Source organism: Flavobacterium covae (assembly GCF_001534645.1).
Classification (GTDB): domain Bacteria; phylum Bacteroidota; class Bacteroidia; order Flavobacteriales; family Flavobacteriaceae; genus Flavobacterium; species Flavobacterium covae.
In genome coordinates this window covers 1,704,848-1,723,603 of the sequence record NZ_CP013992.1, presented here as the reverse complement: position 1 = coordinate 1,723,603, position 18,756 = coordinate 1,704,848, and the positions used below count along the sequence as shown (strand labels likewise).

At 30.1% G+C, this 18,756-nt stretch carries 19 protein-coding genes; 12 read left to right on the top strand and 7 right to left on the bottom strand.

What is annotated here, in order from left to right:
* Positions 1 to 30: 30 nt before the first annotated feature.
* On the bottom strand, positions 31 to 1,914 hold the full coding sequence (gene htpG, locus AWN65_RS07640; protein WP_060382618.1) for a molecular chaperone HtpG: 1,884 nt from the start codon (positions 1,912 to 1,914) through the stop codon (positions 31 to 33).
* A gap of 160 nt (positions 1,915 to 2,074) precedes the next feature.
* Between htpG and AWN65_RS07635 the strand changes: the two genes are divergently transcribed.
* The gene (locus AWN65_RS07635) at positions 2,075 to 2,551 is read left to right on the top strand and encodes a hypothetical protein (RefSeq protein WP_063744137.1); all 477 of its coding nucleotides are present in this window, start codon (positions 2,075 to 2,077) and stop codon (positions 2,549 to 2,551) included.
* A gap of 12 nt (positions 2,552 to 2,563) precedes the next feature.
* Positions 2,564 to 3,256, top strand: coding sequence for an OmpA family protein (locus AWN65_RS07630; protein WP_060382616.1), 693 nt, complete (start codon positions 2,564 to 2,566; stop codon positions 3,254 to 3,256).
* 57 nt (positions 3,257 to 3,313) lie between these two features.
* Here AWN65_RS07630 and AWN65_RS07625 read toward each other — a convergent pair whose 3' ends face one another.
* Together AWN65_RS07625 and AWN65_RS07620 are read right to left on the bottom strand one after the other, a co-directional pair.
* Complete coding sequence (locus AWN65_RS07625) at positions 3,314 to 4,459, bottom strand: hypothetical protein (RefSeq protein ID WP_060382615.1); 1,146 nt, start codon at positions 4,457 to 4,459, stop codon at positions 3,314 to 3,316.
* Positions 4,460 to 4,554: 95 nt separating this feature from the next.
* Positions 4,555 to 5,412 (bottom strand): helix-turn-helix domain-containing protein, encoded by an 858-nt coding sequence (locus tag AWN65_RS07620; RefSeq protein ID WP_060382614.1) that lies wholly within the window; start codon positions 5,410 to 5,412, stop codon positions 4,555 to 4,557.
* Positions 5,413 to 5,565: 153 nt separating this feature from the next.
* On the opposite strand from AWN65_RS07620, the gene AWN65_RS07615 reads away from it, so the two are divergent.
* A complete protein-coding gene (locus AWN65_RS07615) occupies positions 5,566 to 6,501 on the top strand; it encodes an ABC transporter ATP-binding protein (protein ID WP_060382613.1) in 936 nt (311 codons plus the stop codon).
* A gap of 184 nt (positions 6,502 to 6,685) precedes the next feature.
* Here AWN65_RS07615 and AWN65_RS15210 read toward each other — a convergent pair whose 3' ends face one another.
* Positions 6,686 to 6,970 carry a hypothetical protein gene (locus tag AWN65_RS15210; protein WP_235588301.1) on the bottom strand — a complete coding sequence of 95 codons (285 nt, stop codon included), beginning with the start codon at positions 6,968 to 6,970 and terminating at the stop codon, positions 6,686 to 6,688.
* 510 nt (positions 6,971 to 7,480) lie between these two features.
* Between AWN65_RS15210 and AWN65_RS07605 the strand changes: the two genes are divergently transcribed.
* Positions 7,481 to 8,488, top strand: coding sequence for a 3-oxoacyl-ACP synthase III family protein (locus AWN65_RS07605; protein ID WP_060382612.1), 1,008 nt, complete (start codon positions 7,481 to 7,483; stop codon positions 8,486 to 8,488).
* 153 nt (positions 8,489 to 8,641) lie between these two features.
* Here AWN65_RS07605 and AWN65_RS07600 read toward each other — a convergent pair whose 3' ends face one another.
* Positions 8,642 to 9,613, bottom strand: a complete 972-nt coding sequence (locus AWN65_RS07600) for a hypothetical protein (protein WP_060382611.1) — start codon at positions 9,611 to 9,613, stop codon at positions 8,642 to 8,644.
* Between the two features lie 67 nt (positions 9,614 to 9,680).
* On the opposite strand from AWN65_RS07600, the gene AWN65_RS07595 reads away from it, so the two are divergent.
* The 5 genes from AWN65_RS07595 to AWN65_RS07575 are packed head-to-tail and all read left to right on the top strand — an operon-like array spanning position 9,681 to position 14,057.
* Entirely contained in the window at positions 9,681 to 10,409 is a 729-nt protein-coding gene (locus tag AWN65_RS07595; RefSeq protein WP_060382610.1) for a hypothetical protein, read from the top strand.
* Positions 10,394 to 11,590: a glycosyltransferase family 87 protein gene (locus AWN65_RS07590; RefSeq protein WP_060382609.1), complete on the top strand. Its 1,197-nt coding sequence runs from the start codon at positions 10,394 to 10,396 to the stop codon at positions 11,588 to 11,590. Before AWN65_RS07595 ends, AWN65_RS07590 begins: the two co-directional genes overlap by 16 nt.
* Positions 11,580 to 12,524: a glycosyltransferase family 2 protein gene (locus AWN65_RS07585; RefSeq protein ID WP_060382608.1), complete on the top strand. Its 945-nt coding sequence runs from the start codon at positions 11,580 to 11,582 to the stop codon at positions 12,522 to 12,524. Before AWN65_RS07590 ends, AWN65_RS07585 begins: the two co-directional genes overlap by 11 nt.
* 2 nt (positions 12,525 to 12,526) lie before the next feature.
* Positions 12,527 to 13,303: a polysaccharide deacetylase family protein gene (locus tag AWN65_RS07580; protein WP_060382607.1), complete on the top strand. Its 777-nt coding sequence runs from the start codon at positions 12,527 to 12,529 to the stop codon at positions 13,301 to 13,303.
* Between the two features lies 1 nt (position 13,304).
* Complete coding sequence (locus AWN65_RS07575; RefSeq protein ID WP_060382606.1) at positions 13,305 to 14,057, top strand: glycosyltransferase family 2 protein; 753 nt, start codon at positions 13,305 to 13,307, stop codon at positions 14,055 to 14,057.
* Here AWN65_RS07575 and AWN65_RS07570 read toward each other — a convergent pair.
* Together AWN65_RS07570 and AWN65_RS07565 are read right to left on the bottom strand one after the other, a co-directional pair.
* Positions 14,039 to 15,154, bottom strand: a complete 1,116-nt coding sequence (locus AWN65_RS07570) for a glycosyltransferase family 4 protein (protein ID WP_060382605.1) — start codon at positions 15,152 to 15,154, stop codon at positions 14,039 to 14,041. The genes AWN65_RS07575 and AWN65_RS07570 overlap by 19 nt on opposite strands.
* A 30-nt stretch (positions 15,155 to 15,184) precedes the next feature.
* Positions 15,185 to 16,000, bottom strand: a complete 816-nt coding sequence (locus AWN65_RS07565) for a 2,3,4,5-tetrahydropyridine-2,6-dicarboxylate N-succinyltransferase (RefSeq protein ID WP_060382604.1) — start codon at positions 15,998 to 16,000, stop codon at positions 15,185 to 15,187.
* Positions 16,001 to 16,085: 85 nt separating this feature from the next.
* Here AWN65_RS07565 and ruvX point away from each other — a divergent pair, with 85 nt between their 5' ends.
* Genes ruvX through def form a run of 3 tightly spaced genes read left to right on the top strand, consistent with a single transcriptional unit; the run spans position 16,086 to position 18,725 of the window.
* On the top strand, positions 16,086 to 16,502 hold the full coding sequence (gene ruvX, locus AWN65_RS07560) for a Holliday junction resolvase RuvX (protein WP_060382603.1): 417 nt from the start codon (positions 16,086 to 16,088) through the stop codon (positions 16,500 to 16,502).
* Between the two features lie 56 nt (positions 16,503 to 16,558).
* Positions 16,559 to 18,094: a malate:quinone oxidoreductase gene (locus AWN65_RS07555; RefSeq protein ID WP_081078407.1), complete on the top strand. Its 1,536-nt coding sequence runs from the start codon at positions 16,559 to 16,561 to the stop codon at positions 18,092 to 18,094.
* Positions 18,095 to 18,143: 49 nt separating this feature from the next.
* Positions 18,144 to 18,725: a peptide deformylase gene (gene def / locus AWN65_RS07550; RefSeq protein ID WP_060382601.1), complete on the top strand. Its 582-nt coding sequence runs from the start codon at positions 18,144 to 18,146 to the stop codon at positions 18,723 to 18,725.
* The last annotated feature ends 31 nt before the right edge of the window (positions 18,726 to 18,756 follow it).

The window sequence follows — 18,756 nt, the reverse complement described above, 5'->3', positions numbered from 1 at the left end:
GATGAAAATCAGGCTTTTATTTTGGTATTTTTATTTTAAAGATTCAAAACTTCTTTTTACAAAAGCAGTCAATTCTTCACCCTTTAATAAACCTTGTGATAATTTAGCTATATCTAAAGCTTGTTTTACCAAGTCTTTTTGGATGTTCTCATTGCTGTTTAAGATAGCTGTAGCCAGTTCAGAGTTTGTGTTGACTACCAAATTGTACATTTCAGGAAAATTTCCCATACCAAACATACCGCCACCGCCAGTTTGACTCATTTCTTTCATACGACGCATAAACTCTGGTTGTGTAATCATAAATGGGGCAGAGGTGCTTTCTAAAGCTTCCATTTGAACGGTATAGTTTTCTTTAGGAACTACTATTTCAATTGCATTTTTTAATTTTTCCTTTTCTTCATCAGATAATTTAGAAATTGCAGTATCCTCTTTTTGAATTAATTTATCAATATGGTCAGCGTCTACACGTGTAAACGTTATATTTTCATTATCAGCTTCTAATTTTTGAATCAAATGCGAAACAATAGGTGAATCCAATAATAATACTTGATAGCCTTTTTCTTTGGCAATATCAATATAACTATGTTGAGCATCTTTATTAGAAGCATAAAGAATGACTAATTTACCGTTTTTGTCAGTTTGGTTATCTTTTAAAGATTCTTTTAGTTCAGCTAAAGTATAATATTTATTATCAGTAGTAGGATATAATACAAAATCACCTGCTTTTTCGTAAAATTTAGCTTCGGATAACATACCATATTCTAAAACCACTTTGATGTCATTCCATTTTTTCTCGAAATCTTCACGGTTTTCGTTGAATAATGATTTTAATTTATCAGAAACTTTACGCGTAATATAATTAGAGATTTTCTTTACATTACCATCTGCTTGTAAGTATGAACGTGAAACGTTTAATGGAATATCTGGAGAATCTACCACTCCTTTTAACATCATTAAGAACTCAGGTACAATACCTTCTACATTATCTGTTACAAATACCTGATTTTGGTATAATTGAATTTTATCTTTCTGAATTTGTAAATCACCAGTTAATTTAGGAAAGTATAAAATACCTGTTAAATTGAATGGGTAATCTACATTTAAATGAATATTGAATAAAGGATCTTCAAAATTCATAGGATATAACTCACGATAGAAGTTTTTGTAATCTTCGTCTGTTAATTCTGATGGTTGTTTTGTCCATGCAGGATTTGTGTTGTTAATAAAATTATCTACTTCTGTATATTCCGTTTTGTAATCTTCGGGAGCGTCCTCAGGTTTAGGTAAAGCTTCTTGTTTAGTGCCAAATTTGATAGGAATAGGCATAAACTTGTTGTACTTTGTTAATAATTCGCGAATTTTAAACTCTTCTAAAAATTCTACAGAATCATCAGCAATATGAAGGATAATTTCAGTACCTCTTTCTTTTTTATCGTGAGGAACTAAAGTAAATTCAGGACTTCCATCACAAGTCCAATGAGCTGCTGACTCGTCTTTAAAAGACTTGGTAATGATTTCTACCTTATTAGCCACCATAAAAGCAGAATAAAAACCTAAACCAAAATGTCCAATTACACCTGAATCTTTGGCTGAATCTTTATATTTCTCTAAAAATTCTTCAGCGCCTGAAAAAGCAATTTGGTTAATATATTTTTCTACCTCTTCAGAAGTCATTCCCAGACCTTGATCAATGATATGAAGTTTTTTCCCTTCTTTATCAACTTTAACCTCAATAATAGGAGTGCCATACTCTACTTTAGCTTCGCCAATACTAGTCAAATGCTTCAATTTTAAAGTAGCATCTGTAGCGTTTGAAACCAACTCACGTAAAAATATTTCGTGATCACTATATAAAAACTTTTTGATTAAGGGAAAGATGTTTTCTACTGAAACATTAATTTTTCCTGTTGTCATACGTTATTTATTTAAATTTAATACGTATCATTATTGTCAAATAAGATACCAATTCTTAAAATGTGACAAATTGACGGTTTTTGTAGTAGAGTTTCTACTAAAAAATTGCTAAATTGGTATTAAATTTGCTTTATTGGCAAACGTAAAAAATCAAAATAAAATGAAAAAACTAGTTTTAATGACTGCTATGTTAGGTGTCATGATTTCCTGTAAACCTAAACAATCATTAGTAACAACAAGTGTAAATAGAAAAACACAAGTGTCGCTAAAAGGAGATTGGGTAGTTAGTGGGGTAGAATACGCAGGGTCTGAATATTTTAAGGTGACATCCTTTGAAATTGCAGATGCAAAATGTTTTGAAGGAAGTGAATGGCATTTAGTGTCTAATAATGATTCGGGTAATATGACCCTAAATAAAGTAGGTTGTCCTTCGTATGCGTCTGATATTAAATGGTATGTAACAGATGAAAATCAAATGGTTTTGAAGTTTATCAAAGAAGGCGAAAAACCAAGGAAGGTAACTTCTGGGTATATTTTGATTGTTTCAAATGTAACACAAAACACATTTGATCTAACTAACAAAGTACAAGTAGGAAATAGCGCAGGCAAAGTAGTTTACCATTTTAGAAGAAAATAAAAAGATAGAAAGATGAAAAAGATAGCAATATACGCTCTGTCAGGAACTTTTTTGATTAGCGGAATGACAAGTTGTGAAGCAATAAAAAATACAAATAACACACAAAGAGGAGCGGCAATAGGAACCGTAGCAGGTGCTGTTTTAGGTGGTGTTTTAGGTAATAATATTGGAAAAGGAGGCAATGGCGCGTTAGGAGCTGTTCTTGGAGGAGTTATAGGGGGTGTAGCTGGAGGAGTTATTGGAAATAAAATGGACAGACAAGCACGAAAAATTAGCGAATCATTACCAGGAGCACAAGTAGAAAGAGTAGGAGAAGGAATTAAATTAACTTTGGGAGAAAATTCCGTTAATTTTGATTTTAATAAAGCAACTTTAACAACTAAAGCAAAAGCAAATTTAGATAAATTAGTGCCTGTTTTTAAAGAATATGCTGATACAGATATTAAAATTTATGGTTATACTGACAGCAAAGGATCTGATGAGTACAACTTAAAACTATCTGACGATCGTTCAAAAGCAGTAAAAAATTATTTAGCATCTAAAGGTTTAAATGGAGCACGTTTTATTACAACAGGTATGGGAGAAGCAGATCCATTAGCAAGCAATGATACTGAAGCAGGAAGAGCGCAAAATCGTCGTGTAGAGTTTGCTATTACAGCCAACCAAAAGATGATTCAAGATGCGAAGAATGAAAGTGGACAATAACCACTACAATATGTAAAATATGAGGTGTCTAATTTTGTCACCTCATATTTTTCGTTATTATTGAATTGTAAAATCAGATTTTTTGGTAGAAATAATCTTTTTAGTTTCTAAATCATATAAATCCAAAGTTAATTTGTGTGTTCCTATTCTGTTTAATCCTTCTAAAACCTTTGGAACCCATTTTTCGCTCAAAAAAGACGTTTGATTTAAAGTAATTCTAACGGTGTATTTTTTGGAATCAATATTCATTTTAGAAGCTTCTGTTAGAATATAATCAATTAAAAGCCTTTTAGCGTCAGTTGTAGAATAAGATCCCCTAGGTCTGCTGGCAAAAATGTCTGATTCTTGATTAGTATTTACCCTATTTATTTCTTCCCCATTCTTAATTGTGCTTTTTACCGTAATGATTGCTTCAGGATTTTTATATATTTCATGATAAGAACGTCCTGCTGCAATTACAATACTATGTTCACCGTCAGTTAGATTGTATTTAAAAGGATTATTAGGAATCCCTATATAAGGAGCATCATCTATAATTAAGTGCAAGTGTTGCCCCATTGGTGAAAAAGGAAGATTAACAGTTGCTTGATCAGGCGTAGAAATTCCCAATTGATAATTATTAAACGCAAAATTAAATTCACCCCCTTTGTAAGTCCACGGCTTAATACTAGGTAAGTTTGAAGGTTGGTAAGTCATAACGTCAGTTAAGGTCAACAACTCAAAAGGGAGAGCTGTTTTAGGATCTAAATTTCTTTTAAATGAATTAGATAGTCTTTTAATGACCCCATCTTTTACATCTAAATTTGTAGGGTATATTGTAACAGATTTGATTTTTACCGTTTGCTTATCTGAAGTTAACTCTGTTTTCAAAATAATTTTTTCTAGTTTCTGATTTGACCATAAATGAGCTAAGTTTGATTTTTTAACATTAATAGTAACTTCTCCATTTGTGGACGTATAATCTCCTTCTACAGCAAAGTTGTTAGCGTAAGATTTATCCGAAGCAATCCATCGTTGAGCTGTAAATTTTCCATCTTGTGAAAAGGAAATCCTTACAGTATCCTGTTTGTCCCATGCTCCTATAAACTCATTTTGAAGAGAAGGAGTTATCTCTGAAGGAGAAAGATTGTCTTTTTCACAAGAAAGTAAGCTTAGGATACTAAGACTACTGAATAAAGCAAATTGTAATAATTTTGATTTCATTGTTAGTTAAAATTGGTTAAACATTACTGAAACAAAACTACTTTTTGCTAAGAAATAATAGAATAGACAAAAAAACAGATATATGGATAAAAAAACTAATCTTTTATCTGGAAATCTTCAATATGATTTTGTTTTAAATTTACGCGGAAATCTTTTGGAGAAACAAGAGTATGCTGTTTAAAGATGCGACTAAAGTATAAAGGATCTTCAAAACCTAATTCATAAGCAATTTCTTTAACACTTAAATTAGAATTAAAAAGTTTACTTTTGGCTAATGCAATTAGTTTTTCATGCAAAATTTTTTGAGTGGTTTTGCCCGTTTTAGATTTGATTATAAAATTGAGCTCTCGGGTTGTTATATTTAATTTTTGAGCATAAAAATTAGGTTGATGTTCAGAGGTAATATACTGATTTATTAAAATCTTAAAACGATTTAAATCAGTATCTAATAAAACTTCTTTATGAGAAGTTATGATTCTTAGACATAGAAGTAATAAAATCCCTATATAATTTAAAATTAGAAAATAAGTTCCGATAGTAGTATTCCGTATTTCATCTTCAATTAAATTAAATGGATGTATTATTTTGTTATAATCACTAGTTGAAAGTCTTATGATACGGGTTTGCAAGACATTTTGAAAAATAACTCCTTGACAACCATATTCTTTAGCTTGTATGTCTAAACAAAAATAATTAGGATGAAATAAAAGTAATTTACCAGAAAGATTTGATGTAAATTCTAATTGTTGATAAGGATAAAAAAATAAAATAGAATGAGATTTGATTTCATATTTTATATTTTCAAACCATATAGATGAAGGTGTTTCGTTATCAAAAACAAAAATACCATAAAAGTTTTTACTTACTATATAATTCCAAAAATTAGTGTTTTTAAATTTTATAATTGAAACAAGTATATCTTTTTGATTGTTCTTAAAATCAATTCTTTCCATTCTTTTTTCTAAATTTATTATTATGAATTTTAAAAAAAAGATTTTTAATATCAATTTTTCTTTTTAAATCATAACTAAATCTTATTATTTATGTTGAAAAAATATTTGGATCTTAGATATTCTTGTTATTTTTGTGACCCCTAATTTGATAAAATGCTTCAAGTAAAAAATATTTCATTCGGATATACAGATACCCCTATTATAAAGGCTATAGATTTTGAGGTTCAAAAAGGACAAAATATTGCATTAATTGGAGAAAGTGGTTGTGGAAAAAGTACTTTGTTAAAATTAATTTACGGATTATACGATGTAAATGAAGGTAGACTTTTTTGGAACGATAAAATTATTACAGGCCCTAAACAAAATTTAGTTCCAGGTATGCCATTTATGAAATATATGGCACAAGATTTTGGATTAATGCCTTATGAAACAGTATCTGAAAGTGTAGGGAAGTTTTTATCAAATCAATTGTTGGCAATTAAACGATTACGTATCCAAGAATTATTGGATATAGTAGAAATGGGAGACTTCTCACGACGTAAAGTGAGTGAGTTGAGTGGAGGACAACAACAGCGTGTTGCCTTAGCAAGAGTTTTGGCTTTAGAACCCGAAGTACTGCTTTTAGACGAACCTTTTAGTCATATTGATAATTTTAGAAAAAACGCATTAAGACGTAATTTATTTGCTTATTTGAAGTCTAAAGGTATTACCGTAATTGTGGCTACCCACGATAGTACAGATGCCTTAGCTTTTGCAGACGAAACCATCGTACTAAGAGGAGGAGAATTAGTTGTAAAAGCACCTTCTAAAGAAATTTATACAAATCCTAAAAACAAATATGTTGCTTCTCTATTTGGAGAAGTTAATGAATTAGTTATTAATAGAAATGGATTGTCAGAAACAATATTATTATATCCTCATCAACTAAGAGTTTCAGAAGAAGGACAGTTAAAAGCAACTGTTAAGCAATGTTATTATAAAGGAGGTCATTATTTGATTAAAGCAGCTTTTAATGGTCGTCCAATTTTTTTTGAACATCGTGAAATATTAGAGTTACAATTAGATGTAGCTTTAGAAGTGCTTATATAAAACCCACTATAAGACAAAATCCATACATAAATAATAAGAAAGCCACTACTTGTTGAGGAAAAACAAGGGTGGTTTTTTTTAATATTTTGGTGGCCTAAAAAATTCCACAAAAAGCAGATAATGTAGCTGTTATAGCTAATTTAAAATTATTGTTAATAATTTTAGGTGGGTAAATACTTATCCCTTAAATATCTATTAAACAAGCAATTACTGCTCCCGTTGCAATAAATGACTCTTTTGTTAGTCCTGCTCTAATTAAAAAAGCACTTCCTAAAGCTCCTTGATGATCTGATATACCACCAAAAAAAACACTTAAAATTCCGCCAAGACTTAAATATTTTTTATTAAATTCTAAATTTTTTAGTTTAGGTATAACATCGTACAATGCAAAGAAAATGAGAGAAAAACCAATAAAAATTTTTAAAAGACTTATTCTAAAAACTTTGTCGGCTAATTTATATTCAAACAAGCTATTTTGATTCGTTAATAATGTAAGAAAATACAGTAATAAAGGCAGATATTATTGCGGGTATCCCAAATTTTAGAATTACGTCTTTATCAGCCTTTTTACCAAAAAAAAACTTAAAAATAGTATTGAAAAAATGAACAATAGCTGTTAATGTAATTGCTATTTCAACAGGAAAAAATAATCCAAAAACAGGAAATAAAAGAGTTCCTAAGCCAAAACCAGAAAAAAGCGTTAAGTCAGCCCTTACGAGTGCAACAATGCAAATAATAATATAATCAAATCATAGTTTAAATAATAAAAAAGAGGAAATCAATTAAATAACAAAGATCCAATAAAATTAGTATTCATAAACATGTTATATTTTAAATTTTAAAGTTCTGTCTTTTGAGGTTTGTTATTTTAAAGCCGTTTTTTTTAAAATTATTGATTTGTAAAAAAAGAGTTGTAAATTTTGTTAATACTGTAAGTTAAGTTAACTTTGTTGGCTGGTTTTTAACTAAAATTTTAAGTATGTATCATTCTAGAATTTCAGGATTGGGTTATTATGTTCCAGAAAATGTAGTAACTAATGACGATTTATCTAAAATTATGGATACCAATGATGAGTGGATCCAAGAAAGAACAGGAATCAAAAGAAGACGCCATGTAAATAGTCCCGAAGAAACAACGACTTCAATGGGAGTAAAAGCGGCTGAAATAGCAATAGAAAGAGCAGGAATTAATAAAGATGATATTGATTTTCTGATTTTTGCAACGCTAAGTCCAGATTATTATTTTCCAGGACCAGGAGTGCTAGTGCAGCGTGATTTAGGACTAAAAACAATTGGAGCGCTAGATGTACGCAATCAATGCTCTGGTTTTGTATATGCTATTTCTATTGCAGATCAATATATTAAAACAGGAATGTATAAAAATATATTAGTCATTGGTTCAGAAGTTCATTCTAGAGGATTAGACATGACCACTCGAGGACGTGGAGTATCCGTTATTTTTGGAGATGGAGCAGGAGCAGCTATTTTAACACGTGAAGAAGATTTATCTAAAGGTATTTTATCTACTCACTTACATTCTGAGGGGCAATATGCAGAAGAATTAGCTCTTATTGCGCCAGGTATGGGAAAACGTTGGGTAACAGATATAATTGAAGATAATAATCCAGATGACGAAAGTTATTTTCCTTATATGAACGGACAATTTGTTTTTAAGAACGCAGTAGTTCGTTTTAGTGAAGTAATTATGGAAGGACTAAAAGCAAATAATTTACAAGTGTCTGATATAGACATGCTTATTCCTCATCAGGCAAATTTACGTATTTCTCAGTTTGTTCAGCAAAAATTCCAATTAACAGACGATCAAGTATATAATAATATTATGGAGTATGGAAATACTACAGCAGCTTCTATTCCTATTGCACTAACAGAAGCTTGGGAACAAGGAAAAATAAAAGAAGGAGATACAGTTGTATTAGCTGCTTTTGGTTCAGGTTTTACTTGGGGAAGCGTTATTATAAAATGGTAATCTATAAAAAATAATTTTAGAAATAGATGTTAAAAAAAATACGAAGCTTTAACATCTAGTTATTTCAATATCAGGAGAAATCATATTATTAGTGTTATATGATTTCTCCCTTTGATTTAAATAACAAATTGAAGTCTTTTAGAATATCTTTCTTTATAGAGAGAAAATCTTTTGTACCCAGTTCGTTAACTTATACTGTTTCATAATTAATTCATCAATTTTTGTATCAGAATTAAGAAAATTATCAATATTGTCAAGTTCATTAAGGTCGTTTAAATAAAAAATAGAATTAATTTTAATCAAATCATACTTTTGTATAGAAGGATTGTTTGTAATTATTTTTTTATTAAGACCCAATGCTTCAAAAATCCTAAAACTTAAACCGCTCTGATTTTTTCGTATAATGTCTATTATAACAGAACTTTGCTTATATAAGTCTAATGTTTCAGATTGACTAAAACGTTTTCTTTTAAAAATAATATTAGGATAACGACCTAAACATCTCTTTTTAAAATTATAAATCCAAGATTTTTTACCAACACTGTAAAAGCTAAAAGAAAGTTTTTTCCTTTTTAATATTTCACCTATTTGATTCAATAAGTCAATTCTTTCGTCAATAGAACCAATGTAAATGAAATTCTGGGTTATATTCTCTGCGGATTTATTTTCTACAGTATAAATATAATTGGATGTTTTGATAAAGCAATGTTCTTCGCAATTTTTAATGTCAAAAGAATATATTTTATCAAAAATACTAGGTGGTAAATGGTTAATTGGATTTCGTTCTATGCTATCATATAGGTATGCTAGATATTTATTCGTAAACTTTTTTATTTCTAAATGATACTCAAGCTCTATGAGTTCTGGATTTATAACTAAAATTTGATCTTGTTTCCCTAATTGCTTTAATGTTGATAATATATACTCTTGACGTTTTTTGATTTTAGGGTTTTTGCCTAAAAAAATTTTAGAACAAGTATTGGCTAATCGTTCAATAAAATTCTTGTATTTTAAATTTCCAATTTTTATATGGTGACTTTCATGGCCTAGTTTTTTAAGTTCTGCAACAATATGATAATCATAATTCCAGTGATCAAAACTAATAACACAAATTTTTTGACTCATTTTATTCTAATAAAAAGCGTAAAGATATTAATTTTAAGTTATTTTTGTCCTCATTAAAATTTGTTTCATGGATAGAGGGATTCAAGACTTATTGCTACAACTAAAAGAAAAAGGGACCAATTTTACGATAGGAACAAGAAATCAGATAAAAACTATTCCTTACGAAGGGAAAGTATTGAATGTGAAAATCTTTAAAATTCCTTCATTGTTTAACGGTGTTGTATATAAATTTTTTCGAAAATCAAAAGCAAGACGTTCTTATGAATATGCTCATCTTTTAACAAAAAAAGGAATAGGGACTCCTTTACCAGTAGGTTATTATGAAAATTTTTCTTTGTTCACTTTGAAAGATAGTTATTATGTATGTGAGCATATTCAATATGATTTTCTTTTTAGAGACCTATTAGATTTGCCAATAGAAGAATCAGATCATATAAGAGTCTTAAAAGAATTTGCAAAATTTACTTTCTTACTCCATAGCGAGGGAATAGAGTTCTTAGATCACTCACCTGGTAATACATTAATCAAGAAAAATAACACAGGAGAATATGATTTTTATCTTGTAGATTTAAATAGAATGAAATTTCATACCAATATGACTTTTGATCAAAGGATGAAAAATATGGAGAGAATTACTCCAAGACAAGATCAAATAGAAGTCATAAGTGAAGAATATGCCATTCTTTATGGTAAAACAAAACAAGAAGTTTTTGAGAAATTAGTATATCATACATCTGCCTTTCAAAAGAAGGTAATTGCAAAGAAAAAGTTCAAAGAAAAATGGTTGAAAAGATAAAAAATATTTTCACAGTTAGTTTTTTTCAAAATCCAAAAAATATAGCAATAATTTGGATAATTATTTCGGCTGTTTCAGCTATAAAACAATTTGCAAGAGGAAGCTATAATAATTATTTAATCTTTAAAAATGTTTTTTGGCATACATTAGAAAAACAATCTTTGTATGCAGAGTATCCTAGTTTATATTTTGATCATAATCATTATGGTCCTATATTTGGTATATTTATAGCTCCATTTGCCATTTTACCTGATGCCATTGGGATTGTGTTATGGAATTGTTTTAACGCTTTTTTGCTGGTATGGAGTGTTTCTAAACTTCCCTTGAATACCCAAAAAATAAATTTGATTTTATGGATTTGTTTAAATGAATTTATAACATCTAATTTAGGATTACAATTCAATCCAATTATGACTGCGTTGATAATTCTTACCTATGTTTTTATCATTGAAGGAAAAGAACTTTGGGCCGCCTTTTGTATAATTTTAGGTGTTTTTATTAAATTATATGGAATTGTTGGGTTAGCTTTTTTCTTTTTCATCAAGAACAAACCTAAATTTATTGGCGGGCTTGTTTTGTGGAGTGCCCTTTTATTTGTATTGCCCATGTTTATTTCATCGCCTAGTTTTGTTTATCATTCATACATTGAGTGGTTTGAAAGATTAGTAGTAAAAAACAACGAAAATGCGTCATTTACTTCTAGACAAGATATTTCTGTAATGGGAATGTTTAGACGTATTTCAGGACATGCAGAATGGTCTAATTTACCTTTTTTAGGAGTAGGAGTCATGCTTTTTGGAATGCCTTATCTAAGATGGTCTGCGTTCAAGGATAGGAAATTTCAATTACTCTTATTGGCTTCAGTCTTAATATTTACAGTAATATTTAGTTCAGGATCAGAATCACCCACCTATATAATTGCATTTTTTGGAGTAGCCATTTGGTTTGTATTAAAAGGAAAAGCTATTACTGAAGTAGATTGGTTTTTATTTGTTTTAGCCATATTATTAACGAGTTTTTCTCCGACTGACTTATTTCCAAAATTTATAAGAGAAAAGTATATTAACCCCTATGCTTTAAAGGCTCTACCTTGCGTATTAGTCTGGCTTAAAATAGTATATGAAATGTTAGTACTGCCTACTTCAAATAATAATCATACAAGGTTGGAAAATGACAAATAATAAAAAAATAGCTGTAGTAATTCCTGCTTATAATGAATCAGGAAATCTAAAAGTTATGGTTGATTCTTTACATCAAGTTTTTTCAACTCTTAATTATGAATATAAATTAGTTTTCGTAGATGATGGAAGTAAAGACTCAACATTATCCATATTAAAGAAATTTTCGGAAAAAGACGATAAATTATTTTATATCGAATTATCCAAAAATTTTGGACATCAAAATGCACTAAAAGCAGGAGTAGATATTGTAGTAGATTCAGTAAATGCTATTATAACAATGGATGGAGATATGCAATATCCACCTGAATTATTACCTCAATTATTAGCTAAATGGGAAGAAGGATTTGATGTAGTATATACTATTAGAGAAGAAGATGAAAATCTTTCCCTTTTTAAGAAAAAAACATCTCGAGGATTCTATAGCTTGATGAACTATCTCTCAGAAGTTAAATTTGAGCCAGGTACCGCGGATTTTAGACTGATGGATCAACGTGTAGCAAAAGTCTTTTCTGGTTTTTCTGAAAATGAATTATTTATTAGAGGATTAATAAATTGGCTTGGGTTTAGACAATACGGAATTTCATTTCAACCTGCAAAACGATTTGCAGGACAAAGTAAGTATACAGTAAAAAAAATGTTCCGTTTTGCACTACAAGGTATCACATCTTTCAGTACACGCCCCTTGTATCTGGCAGTTTTGCTAGGATTGTTCGTTACATTAGCTTCTTTTATAGGGTACCTTTTTTATATCCTATTTAGTATTTATCATGGACACGTAATTTCAGGATGGGCTTCTCTTATAAGTACAGTTGTGTTTTTTGGAGGCTTAAATCTGATTGTTTTAGGAATTATAGGAATTTATGTAGGTAAATTATTTATGCAATCTAAAGGAAGACCTAATTATTTAATTCGAGACACTAATTATAAAAATTAAGTATGATTTTATTAAGTTTTGATATAGAAGAGTTTGATATGCCTTTTGAATATGGTAAAGAAATTGCATTCGAAGAACAAATGTCTATTTCTATTGATGGAACCAACAAAATTTTAGACCTATTAGATAAACATCAGATTAAAGCTACTTTCTTTTCCACCGCCACTTTTGCTATGAATGCAAAAACAGTCATAGATCGTATCATTCAGTCAGGACACGAAATAGCCTCACATAACTATTATCATACAGATTTTGAAATAAAACATCTTAAAGAGTCAAAAGATAAACTAGAAGAATTAACAGGTAAGGAAGTAATAGGTTTTAGAATGCCTCGTATGTATCCAGTAGATGAAAAAGAAATTCAAAAAGCAGGTTATACATATAATTCATCTATAAATCCAACGTTTTTGCCAGGACGCTATAATAATCTAAACAAACCAAGGAACTATTTTTATCAAGACCAAGTTTTACAAATTCCAGCTTCAGTAAGTCCTTGGGTACGTTTTCCGTTGTTTTGGTTATCTTTCCATAATTTACCAATGTGGGTTTATAAACTATTGACTAGTTGGACTTATAATAAAGATGGTTATTTAAATATATACTTGCATCCTTGGGAATTTATAGATTTAAATCAGCCAGAAAAATTTAATTTCCCAAAATATGTTGTCAAAAACAGTGGTGATCCATTAATAAAACGATTAGATGATTTTATTCTTTATTTTAAGAAAAAAAATAAAATATTTGGAACATTTAAAGAATTTATAGCAACAATTAAATAAAATGAAAATATCTGTCTTTATTATAACTTTTAACGAAGAAAATATAATAGCTAAATGTTTAGAAAAGTTATACTGGGCTAATGAAATACTAATTGTAGATTCAGGAAGTTCTGATCAAACTGTTGCCATTTGTGAACAATATGGAGCTAAAATAATTTATAATAAATTTGAAAATTTTGGACAACAAAAACAATTTGCACTTCAACAAACAACTAATAAATGGGTGTTGTCCTTAGATGCTGATGAGGTTCTTTCAGATGAGTTAATAAATGAAATTCAAAAATTAGATTTAGAACAAAGCACTAAAAGCGGATTTTTAATACCAAGAACACATGTTTTTTTAAATAAAGTCTTTCAATATGGAAATGAAAATAAAAAACCAATTTTGAGACTATTTGATAAAACAGTAGGAAGTTTTACACCAGATAAAGTCCATGAAACCATAAAAGTAGAAGGCAAAACAGGAGTCTTATCAAATGAAATGTTACATTATACAGTCTTTGATATTTCTACTGCCATACAAAAACAAATCAAATATTCTTTGTTGAGCGGTGAACTCTTTTTTGAAAAAGAAAAAAAGGCTTCATTATTGAAGCCTTTCATCAAATTTCCCTTCGAATTTATTAGAGTATATTTTATACATCGTAACATATTAAATGGTTACGAAGGGTTTGTGTGGAGTATGTTTTCAGCCTTTGGAAGTTTTTTAAAATATGCAAAATTGTATGATTTATATCAAAATAAAGAGAGATAACAATCCATTAAATTATTTGCAATTACCTCGTCAGAAAATTGCTGAGCATATTCAAAACCTTTTTTAGAAATGATTTCAGCCTCATGAGGATTATTGAGTACCCATTCAATTTTTTCTTTTATTTCTTCTGGATTATTCGGGTTGATATATAAACTATTTGGACCACCAGCTTCAGGAAAAACACCCGAATGAGTAGTAATAACAGGGGTTTTCGAAAAAAGAGCTTCTATAATAGGAATGCCAAATCCTTCAAAAATAGAAGGGTATACAAAAACACTTGCCAACTGGTAAATAATAGCTAGTTCTTCATTGCTTACATTTTTTAAAAAGCTTACTTTGTGTTGAATTTGATGCTTATTTATATATTGATGAATTTCTTTCGTGTAAGGAGTTTCTTTACCTATAAGGACTAAATGAGTGTCTATATCTCTTATCGCTTTTACTATATTGAGTGCATTTTTTCGAGTTTCTAGAGTTCCTACATTTAATACAAATTGTTTCGGTAAATTAAATTTTTTTAAAACTTCTTCTTGTAATTCAGTAGCATAAATCATCTTAAATACATCTTGACAACCCTGATAAACAACTTTAATTTTAGATTCAGGAATTTTTAGAAAATGAACAATATCTTCTTTAGTCTGCTTGCTTATAGCAATAACAAGATCAGCTTCTTGAGCAGCTTTTTTGAATTTATAAAAATGAATTTTTCGATCAAAAAAAGAATATAACTCAGGATACCGTACAAAAATTAAGTCATGTATTGTTACAATACTTTTAATCCCATTTTTTTGAAGACCGCTAGGGAGTTCTCCCGAAAGACCATGAAATAGCGCTATTTCATCTCTTTTAAGATCAGATAAAATTCCAAATTGCCTCCATATATTGTAAAACTTCTTATAAAAGCTAGAAAAAGGAAGTTTTTCTTCTACATTACTTTTATTAAAAGGAAATAAAACAGTACTTGCTTTTTTAGGATTGTACAAAAAATACTGATTTTCTGAAAAAAAAGTAGCAAGGATTCTAACGCAATCCCTGCTATAATTTCCTAAACCTGTTTTATTATGAAATACGCGTTTAGCTTCGTATCCTATTTTCATTTATTTAAATGTTTATGCTATTAATTGAGGTTATACAGCTACATTGTATTCTCTTAAAGCATCGTTTAAAGATGTTTTTAAATCAGTAGAAGCTTTACGTTTTCCAATTATTAATGCGCAAGGAACTTGATATTCTCCAGCTTCAAACTTTTTAGCATAGCTACCAGGTATAACCACACTTCTAGCAGGAACAACGCCTTTGTATTCTACAGGTTCTGACCCCGTTACATCTATGATTTTAGTAGAGGCAGTAAGACAAACATTAGCTCCTAAAACAGCTTCTTTTTCTACTCTAACTCCTTCCACAACAATACAACGAGAGCCAATAAAAGCACCATCTTCAATAATCACAGGAGCAGCTTGTAGTGGTTCTAAAACCCCTCCAATACCTACACCACCACTAAGGTGAACATCCTTTCCTATTTGAGCACAACTTCCTACTGTAGCCCATGTGTCTACCATTGTGCCCGCATCTACATAAGCTCCTATGTTTACATAAGAAGGCATCATAATTACACCTGATGAAATATACGCTCCGTGTCTCGCTACGGCGTTTGGAACCACTCGAATTCCTTTTTCAGCATAATTCTTTTTTAAAGGCATTTTATCATGGTACTCAAAAATACCTACCTCAAAAGTTTCCATTTTTTGAATAGGGAAAAACATTACAACCGCTTTTTTTACCCATTCATTTACTTGCCATCCATCAGAAATAGGTTCTGCTACTCTTAATGTTCCTGCATCAAGTAAATTTATGACTTCTCTAATAGCTTTTTGTGTAGCTTCTTCCTGTAATAAAGACCTATCTTCCCAAGCTTTTTCTATTATATTCTGTAAATTTTGCATGTGATTTTTATTTTGAGCAAAGATAAATGATTTGAAGCAAAGCTAAAATCAAAGTTTTAGCTATTTTTGTTGAAATTTTTAATTCATGTCAAGAATTTTAGCGATAGATTATGGCGTAAAACGTACAGGTATTGCTGTAACGGATGATTTTCAGATTATAGCTTCAGGGCTTACTACGGTAGCTTCTTCAGAAGTTTTAGATTTTTTGAAAAACTATTTCCAAAAGGAAAAAGTAGAAAAAGTTTTAATAGGTGATCCTAAACAAATGAATGGACAACCCTCAGAAAGTGCTCCATTTGTGGAAACTTTCGTTCAAAAATTTTCTAAGCAATTTCCAGAAATAAAAATAGTCCGAGTAGATGAACGTTTTACATCTAAAATGGCTTTTCAGACTATGATTGATAGTGGACTCAAAAAAAAGCAACGTCAAAATAAAGCGTTGATAGATGAAATTTCAGCAACAATTATGCTCAAAGATTATTTAACTAGAAAAATGATTTAACATTCTTTACAATTTTTGTAGAATTAATTCGTTACCTAAAAAATTGTAAAAAAATAATACTTTTACGATGTATCTTTGCATCACAATTTACTAGAATGGCAGCAACAACTCAAAATCAAGAAACAGATGTAGTGTTAATTGGCGCTGGAATAATGAGCGCTACCTTAGGTTTGTTATTAAAACAATTAGAACCAGGTATTAAGATTCAAATTTTTGAACGCTTAGATGTGGCAGCAGCCGAAAGTTCTGATGCGTGGAATAATGCAGGAACAGGACATGCGGCATTTTGCGAACTTAATTATACCCCAGAACAACAAGACGGAACAATAGAAGTAAAAAAAGCAGTCAAAATATCAGAAGCTTTTGAAGTATCTCGTCAGTTATGGGCTTATTTAGTTGAAAAAGGATTGCTTGCCAATCCAGAGTCTTTTATTAAATCTGTTCCACATTTGAGTTTTGTATGGGGAAAAGAAAATGTTCTATACTTACGTAAACGTTTTGAAGCCTTACAAAAACACGAGTTGTTTAAAGAAATGGAATACTCAGAAGATCCAGAAGTTATAAAAAAATGGGCTCCATTAGTAATGGAAGGACGAAAATCTAATACTGATATTGCATGTACAACAATGAAATACGGTACAGATGTTAATTTTGGCGCGTTAACAAGAAGTCTTTTTAAATACTTAGAAAGCTTAGATGGAGTAAGTTTGCATTTTAATCATGAAGTTAAGAAACTACGAAAAAAAGAAGATGGTAAATGGCGTCTAAAAATAACGGATCTTACCACTGGTGAAAAGAAAAAAATCTATACACCATTTGTATTCATAGGAGCAGGGGGAGGCTCATTGTTATTATTAGAGAAAGCTAATATTCCTGAAGGATATGGATATGGTGGATTTCCAGTAAGCGGACAATGGTTAAGATGTACCAACGAAGAAGTAATCAAAAAACATGACGTAAAAGTGTATGGAAAAGCCTCAGTGGGCGCACCACCTATGTCTGTACCCCATATAGATACACGTGTAATAAACGGAAAAAAAGAATTACTGTTTGGACCTTATGCAGGTTTTTCAACAAAATTCCTGAAAAATGGATCCTATTTCGATTTGATCTCATCCATAGAAATGGATAATATAAAACCTATGTTACAAGCAGGAATTAAAAATATACCTTTAACAAAATATCTAATAGAGCAAGTATTTCAATCTACTAATGATAGAATGAAAGCCCTAAAAGAATATGTTCCTTCTGCAAAAAAAGAAGACTGGGTATTAGAAACAGCAGGACAGCGAGTTCAGGTTATAAAAAAAGATAAAAACGGAAACGGAGTTTTAGAATTCGGAACAGAAGTTGTAGCTGCTGCCGATGGATCATTATCTGTATTACTAGGAGCTTCTCCAGGAGCATCAACAGCTACCTCAATCATGATTGAATTACTCGAAAAATGTTTTCCTCAAAAAATTAAAAGCGATGCTTGGCAAGCCAAACTAAAAGAGATGATTCCTTCTTATGGTCAAGAGCTGAATAAAAATCCTCAAATGACAAAAGAAATTCGTCAAAAAACAAATGAAGTTTTAAAATTAAATGTGTAAAAGTATTCGTACTTTTGCATACCCGAATTTATTTTGAAAAAATAGAAGAATGATATATCCAATTGTAGGTTACGGAGATCCTGTGTTACGAAAAGTAGGTGAAAATATTTCAAAGGATTATCCTAATTTGAAAGAAGTAATTGCTAATATGTACGAAACCATGTACAAAGCACACGGTGTAGGACTAGCAGCTCCACAGGTAGGTTTAGCCATCCGTTTATTTATTGTAGATACAGAACCATTTAGTGATACAGAAGACTTATCAAAAGAAGAAGCAACATTATTAAAAGGGTTTAAGAAAACATTTATTAATGCTAAAATACTAAAAGAAGAAGGAGAAGAGTGGGCTTTTAATGAAGGTTGCTTAAGTATTCCAGATGTTCGTGAAGACGTATATCGACATGAACAGATAACCATCGAATATTTTGATGAAAATTTTGAAAAGAAAACAGAAGTATACGACGGATTAGTGGCGCGTGTAATTCAACACGAGTACGATCATATAGAAGGTATTTTATTTACAGATAAAATTTCAACCTTAAAAAAAACTTTAATAAAAAAGAAATTACAAAACATTATGGAAGGAAAGGCTCGACCTGATTACCGTATGCGTTTTGCAAAAATAAAATAAAAGTAATATAATTGCTCTTTCTATAGAGGAG